This window comes from Sphingorhabdus sp. (assembly GCF_044239005.1).
Classification (GTDB): Bacteria; Pseudomonadota; Alphaproteobacteria; order Sphingomonadales; family Sphingomonadaceae; genus Sphingorhabdus_B.
Window position 1 is genome coordinate 1 of sequence record NZ_JBIICH010000120.1, and the last position, 6,145, is coordinate 6,145.

Sequence of the window (6,145 nt, forward strand, 5' to 3'; positions counted from 1 at the left end):
GATCTGCCGACTGAACACCCCACAACCGATGAAGATGGATTGATACATTGAGCTGGACCCGTGACGAAATGGCCGCCCGCGCTGCAAAGGAATTGCGCGACGGATATTATGTGAACCTGGGCATTGGTATCCCCACGCTGGTGGCCAATCATATTCCGGCTGGCGTTGAAGTAACGCTGCAGTCCGAAAATGGCATGTTGGGCATTGGCCCGTTCCCTTTTACGGGGGAAGAGGATGCTGACCTTATCAATGCAGGCAAGCAAACCATCAGCGAGCTGCCGCAGACCGCCTATTTCGATAGCGCCGCCAGCTTCGCCATGATCCGCGGCGGGCATATCGACCTAACCGTACTGGGTGCTATGGAAGTCGCCGAGAATGGCGACATCGCGAACTGGATGATCCCCGGCAAAATGATCAAGGGCATGGGCGGGGCAATGGACCTTGTCGCTGGCGTGAAGAAAATCATCGTCGTGATGGAGCATAACGCCAAGGACGGCTCGCCAAAGTTCATCCCCGCATGCACATTGCCGCTGACGGGTAAAAATGTCGTCGATATGATCATCACTGATTTGGCGGTGTTCCAACGCCCCGACAAATCATCCCCGTTCAAGTTGATTGAAGTCGCGCCGGGAATCACCGTTGATGAAGTCGCCGGCAAAACCACTGCACATTATGAGGTCGCGATTTAATCGGTACGATGCGACGTATTATTATTATATCCTTGATCACCGCCTCTGCATTGGGGCTAGCCAGCTGGTATACTTTAAACCCGGCGCCGGCGACGAGCCAGGTCGCGGCGGTGCTGCGCAAACTTGTAAAGACACCCCCGAATTTGCCCGACCAGCCGGACGAATGGCGCGGTCGGATCGATTATGGCAAACTCGACCAGCAATTTGCCGCACTGACGCAGCGTTCCGAAATGGCTGGGCTCGCGGTAGCAATCGTTGAGGATGGTGAGCTGCGCTTTGTGCATAGCTATGGCGTTGTTGACCGTTCCACCGACGTCCCTGTTACCAATAATACAGTGTTCCGTTGGGCTTCAGTCTCCAAAACGGTTGCCGGCACGCTGGCGGCGTCAATGGCGAACGAAGGCGCGGTTGATCTGAACAAGCCGGTGTCGAGCTGGTATAGCTCGCTGCGTTTGCCCGATGGCGCGGAGTCGCGGATCAGCTTTGCGCAGTTGCTGGCGCAGCAGACCGGCCTCACCAAAAACGCATATGATGAAAGGCTGGAGGATGGGCAGGACCCGCGCGTCATCCGCGCCAGTCTGGCAGAAGCGCCGCTGCAATGTACGCCCGGTACCTGCCACACCTATCAGAATCTGGCGTTCGATACGGCCAGTGAGATATTGGCCAAGGCGGGCAAGCGGTCCTATCCCGATCTGGTCAGCGAGCGTTTCTTTTTGCCGCTGGGCATGACCAGCGCGAATTTCGGCATGGCGGGACTGACGGGCGCGAAGGATTGGGCCCGGCCGCACAGCGGCCGCAGCGTCCGCACATTAAAGGAAAGCTATTGGCGCGTACCGGCGGCGGCGGGGGTAGAAAGCAATATCGTTGATTTCTCCCGCTGGTTGCAGGCGACGATGGGCGAGCGCCCTGATGTGTTGCCTGCTTCAACGCTTCGCTTGGCGCAGGCCCCGCGCGTCAATACGGCGCCAATCTATGGCGGAGAGCTGCGGCAGGCGAATTCAGATACCCATTACGGGCTTGGCTGGCGCAGCTTCACTTATGATGGACGCCAATTTGTTGGCCATTCGGGCGCGGTCGATGGATATCGGGCAACGCTGATTTTCGAACCCGCAACGCGCACGGGCGTTGTTGCGATGTGGAACAGCAACTGGGGCACGCCCTTCCGCATTCCTTTTGCCGTTTTCGACAGCTATCATCAGCGCACAGAATCGCGTTGGTTGGAATTGGATGATTAGCTGGCGCGCCTAAGCACCCACTTTTACGGGAAAGGCCGTTTCCAATGACCTACACGCTGATTACCGCGAATCGCAATTATTCTAGCTGGAGCTTGCGGCCCTGGGTGTTGATGACGATGCTGGGCATAACGTTCGAAGACCGCATCGAGCCTTTTACGGCTGATATTAACTACGAAGCCTTCCGCGCGTTTTCGCCGACGGGCCAAGTGCCGGTGCTGTTGGACGGCGCGCGGACTGTCTGGGACTCGCTTGGCATCACTTTATATTTGGCGGACCGGCATGAAGGTGTCTGGCCGCAGGATCCTGCTGCACGCGCATGGGCGCAATGCGCCGTGACCGAAATGCACGGCGGCTTTTCTGCGTTGCGCAATGATTGCACGATGAATGTCGGGGTGCGGGTAAAGCCAAAGCCCATGTCCGCAGCCTTGGAGCGCGATGTCGCGCGGATATCGGAGCTTTGGGCGCAAGGTCTTGATAGCTTTGGCGGTCCGTTTCTGGCCGGACCGCATTTCACCGCCGTCGACGCATTTTTTGCGCCAGTTGCGTTTCGCGTGCGCACTTATGGTCTTGACGTTGGCCGTGCCGGGCAAGAATGGGTGGACCATATCCTCGGGCTTCCCGCGATGCTTGCGTGGGAGAAGGATGCACTGACCGAAAGCTGGCGCGAGGCTGGCCATGAAGCGGAATTGCTTGCCTGCGGCGAAATCATCGCCGATTACCGTCAGGCCTAAAAAAGGCCGCCCGAAGTGGGCGACCTTATTTGGCGGTCTAATTTGGATTAGACCTTCTCGCCGGCAACGCCCTTGATCGAGCCTTTGAGATTTTGGGCTTCGCCCTTGTGCTCTTGGGCTATGCCTTCGTCTTTCAGGTGCTCGTTATGTGTGACCTTACCTGCAGCCTGCTTGATGTTGCCTACGATTTCATTGCCCAGGCCTTTGGCCTTGTCTGTCATTTCGCCCATAGCGTAAATCCTTTCTGGGTCGTCTGGCCGCGCGGAAATTGCTGGCCAGTACATCAGTTAAAATCGGCGCAAGCGTTTTTGGTTCCGGCCGTCGTCCCCGTTAGGCTGTTGCCAGCAACGCTTCGGCGAATGCGGCGCCATGGTCGGGTGCAAAACGCAGGAAGAGCGAGGGTTCGATCAGCTCCAGCTCCATCAAACGAAACACACCATCGCTATCGCGCAATATGTCGACCCGGGCATAAGCCAGCGTACCCGTGCCCGTGATGGATGCGGTGGCGGCGAAGGCGCGCTGTGCCAGATCTTGCGCTGCGGCAGGCGGTGTCACCGCCGCTTCATAGCCGCCATATTGTTCCTGCACGCGGAAATCGCCTGCCGCTGGACGCTTGATGATGGCGTGGCTGAAATTGCCGCCAAAGTAGAAGAGCGAATATTCGCCTTCCTCGGCAATCGTCGGCAGATAAGGCTGGATCATCATGCGATGCCCGGCGACCGAGCCGGGAATGCCGTCGCCAAGCGTCAGCCGGAATGTCCCGTCGGCCCCGCCGGAAATAGGCGGTTTGACCACGAGCGTGTCGACGGCAAAATTGGCGCGGGCATGGTCAAGCGCGGCGGCATCCAGCGCGTCACTTACTAAAGTCGGTACGGACGATATGCCCGCGGCATCCAATTCTGCCAGATAGGCTTTGTCGCTGTTCCACCGCAAGATGCTGACTGGATTGGAAACGGGGGTGCCCTCTGCCTCAAACCGGTCAAGCAGGGCAAACCAGCGCGGGCAATCGCGCGGATATCCCCATGCCAATAAGGGCGTGACCAAATCAAAGCCGCTCAAGTCGTCCGCCTTGGTCCAATCGATAAAGGTCGCCTGATCGCCCAATAGCCGCGCATAGTCCGCCTTTATATGCGACCAGTTTTCTTCATATTCGGGGACAGGGGCGAGAATCGCGATCTTGGGCACGCTCATTCACCCGCCATTTTCAATATCTCTTTCCATTCGGTCGCGCGCACGGGCGCGACCGACAGGCGCGATTGCCGCAGCATTTCCATTTCGGCCAGATTTGGGTTCGCCTTTATGGCCTTTAGCGTCACCGATTGGGCAAGCTTGCGTGACGGCTTGACCTTGACCGCGACAAAACGCGCCTTTTCATCGGTCGGGTCGATGAAATGTTCTTGGCTGATCGTGATGATGGCAACAATCTCAAGCCCGATATTGCTGTGGTAGAAAAAGGCTTGGTCGCCGACCTTCATCGTGCGCAGGTTAATCGCCGCGCTATGGTTGCGCACGCCGTCCCAGGTGCCTTCGCCTTCTGCCACCAAATCATCATAGCTATAAACGTCGGGTTCGGACTTCATCAGCCAAAATTGTTTTGCCACTTGCTACTCCTTTTCGCTGGAAAGCCTTTAAGGCAGGCAGTAACACGCTGTCCATGACACATATGCCCGTTATTTCTTTGCGCAGCGGCGATGCCGACGCGCTTGGCCAGCAGCTTGGTAGTTCTTTCCAGACCTATGGCTTTGCGACCGTTGTCGATCATGGACTTGATCCGGATCTGGTGGCCAAGGCTTGGGCGCTGACGAAGCAATTGTTCGAACAGTCCGAATCGGAAAAGATGAAGGGGTTCGATACCGCAATTGCGGGCCAGCGCGGTTACACGCCGTTCAAGACGGAAATCGCCAAGGGCGCGGACTATCATGATCTGAAGGAATTCTGGCACGTCGGGCGCGATGTCGCGCCGGACAGCCCATTGGCGGGTTCGATGTTGCCGAATATCTGGCCAGACGTTCCTGAGTTCAAAGAGACGTTCCAGTTGCTCTTTGCCGAAATGGACAAGGTCGGCGCGCGGATATTGTCCTCGATCGCTCGTTATCTTGATTTGCCTGCAGACTGGTTCGATCCGACGATTGAGGATGGCAATTCGATTTTGCGGTTGCTGCATTACCCGCCGATAGCGGGAGACGCCGAAGGCTGCATCCGCGCCGGCGCGCATGAGGATATCAATCTGATAACGCTCTTGCTGGGTGCCGAAGAGGCCGGGCTGCAGATTTTGCGCCCCGACGGCAGCTGGATGGACGTGTCGCCACCTCAGGGAGGTTTGGCGGTCAATGTGGGGGACATGTTGCAACGGCTGACCAACCATATGCTGCCGTCCACGACGCACCGTGTGGTCAACCCGACGGGCGATCGTTCGCGGTTCAGCCGCTACTCTATGCCATTCTTCCTGCATCTGCGGTCTGACTTCCCAATCGCCACGCTGCCGCAATGCGTGCGCGCCGAAAACCCGAATCGCTACCCCGAGCCAATTCTCGCAGATGATTATCTGCGCGAACGTTTGATCGAGATTGGTTTGCTTAAGGCTTAAGGTCGCCGCCAAAGATCGCCACCGCCCTGCGTTATATTGACAAGCTTCACGCAAAGGCTGGGGTGTAACTGTCCAGTCTGTCAATTTAGCAGTCCAATGGCATTGGGCTGGGCTATCACCGAAGCCCTGAGCCTGTCGAAGGGCGGCTCTCGGGGTGGCGCCACAGCCGAGAGGCACCGTTGATGCTTTGCATCGCCTTCGGCTCCGACGGACGCAGTCGCCATGCGACTGCTGCTCAGGGCTACGGTGATGTTTCATGGCAAAGGGGTCCGACCCTTGCGGCTGTCTTCGCTCCGCAGCGCGCTGCGCAATATCCGCATATCGGGCCCGCCATTCACCGTCACCGAACCGCCGCGCAGCACGCGGAGGGTTTGGGCAGTGTCTCGGAGCTCTCTGCGCCTCTGCGTTATCATCTTTCGGGAAGGTTCATTGCAGGCAAATGTGGCGGTAACAATTGGGTGCGGAGCCAAACACAGCTTGAGAATCGGCCATAAAGCGCTCCTGATTCTCCGATTCTTCCCTGATTCTGCGCTTTCCGAGGGACTTACGCCCCATGGAACCTATGCCCCGTCCGCCCGTTATCCCGTCTCAACCCACGGAAAACCGCGATATTCCGGCGGACTGCATTTTTTTTGTAATAAAATTGCAAATGCCTGTTGACCGAATCCTGAAGTCGCTTTAGAGGCCCTCTCACCGGACGGGAAGCAAGCGTTTCCGCGGTTCGGTCGCCAACAAATAGGTCACCTACTCCTCTGGTAGTAAATATCAGGGAACCATAGGTGTCCGCTTTTTTGTCGGTGGTAACCGGGTCAAACCGGTTCGGCTCTTTGACATTGTGATATTTAGATGAAGGGACATGTGGGCGACGGCGCCAGGTCCGGGGGTTTTTAGGCCCCGGGTGCT

Annotated in this window: 7 protein-coding genes; 4 read left to right on the forward strand and 3 right to left on the reverse strand. The window is 57.5% G+C overall.

The window, feature by feature from the left end; genetic code table 11:
* The first annotated feature begins 47 nt into the window (after positions 1-47).
* The 3 genes from ACILQA_RS09175 (at position 48) to ACILQA_RS09185 (ending at position 2,655) form a co-directional block, all read left to right on the forward strand.
* Positions 48-689 (forward strand): CoA transferase subunit B, encoded by a 642-nt coding sequence (locus ACILQA_RS09175; protein ID WP_395629424.1) that lies wholly within the window; start codon positions 48-50, stop codon positions 687-689.
* Positions 690-832: 143 nt separating this feature from the next.
* Positions 833-1,924, forward strand: a complete 1,092-nt coding sequence (locus ACILQA_RS09180) for a serine hydrolase domain-containing protein (protein WP_395629425.1) — start codon at positions 833-835, stop codon at positions 1,922-1,924.
* Positions 1,925-1,968: 44 nt separating this feature from the next.
* Positions 1,969-2,655 (forward strand): glutathione S-transferase family protein, encoded by a 687-nt coding sequence (locus ACILQA_RS09185; protein WP_395629426.1) that lies wholly within the window; start codon positions 1,969-1,971, stop codon positions 2,653-2,655.
* 47 nt (positions 2,656-2,702) lie between these two features.
* On the opposite strand, the gene ACILQA_RS09190 is transcribed toward ACILQA_RS09185, so the two are convergent.
* The 3 genes from ACILQA_RS09190 to ACILQA_RS09200 all read right to left on the reverse strand — a co-directional run bounded on the left by ACILQA_RS09190 (position 2,703) and on the right by ACILQA_RS09200 (position 4,256).
* Positions 2,703-2,885 carry a CsbD family protein gene (locus tag ACILQA_RS09190; protein WP_395629427.1) on the reverse strand — a complete coding sequence of 61 codons (183 nt, stop codon included), beginning with the start codon at positions 2,883-2,885 and terminating at the stop codon, positions 2,703-2,705.
* Positions 2,886-2,985: 100 nt separating this feature from the next.
* A complete protein-coding gene (locus ACILQA_RS09195) occupies positions 2,986-3,846 on the reverse strand; it encodes a RimK family alpha-L-glutamate ligase (protein WP_395629428.1) in 861 nt (286 codons plus the stop codon).
* On the reverse strand, positions 3,843-4,256 hold the full coding sequence (locus tag ACILQA_RS09200) for an EVE domain-containing protein (protein WP_395629429.1): 414 nt from the start codon (positions 4,254-4,256) through the stop codon (positions 3,843-3,845). Before ACILQA_RS09200 ends, ACILQA_RS09195 begins: the two co-directional genes overlap by 4 nt.
* 47 nt (positions 4,257-4,303) lie before the next feature.
* Here ACILQA_RS09200 and ACILQA_RS09205 point away from each other — a divergent pair, with 47 nt between their 5' ends.
* A complete protein-coding gene (locus ACILQA_RS09205) occupies positions 4,304-5,242 on the forward strand; it encodes an isopenicillin N synthase family dioxygenase (protein WP_395629430.1) in 939 nt (312 codons plus the stop codon).
* Positions 5,243-6,145: the final 903 nt, after the last annotated feature.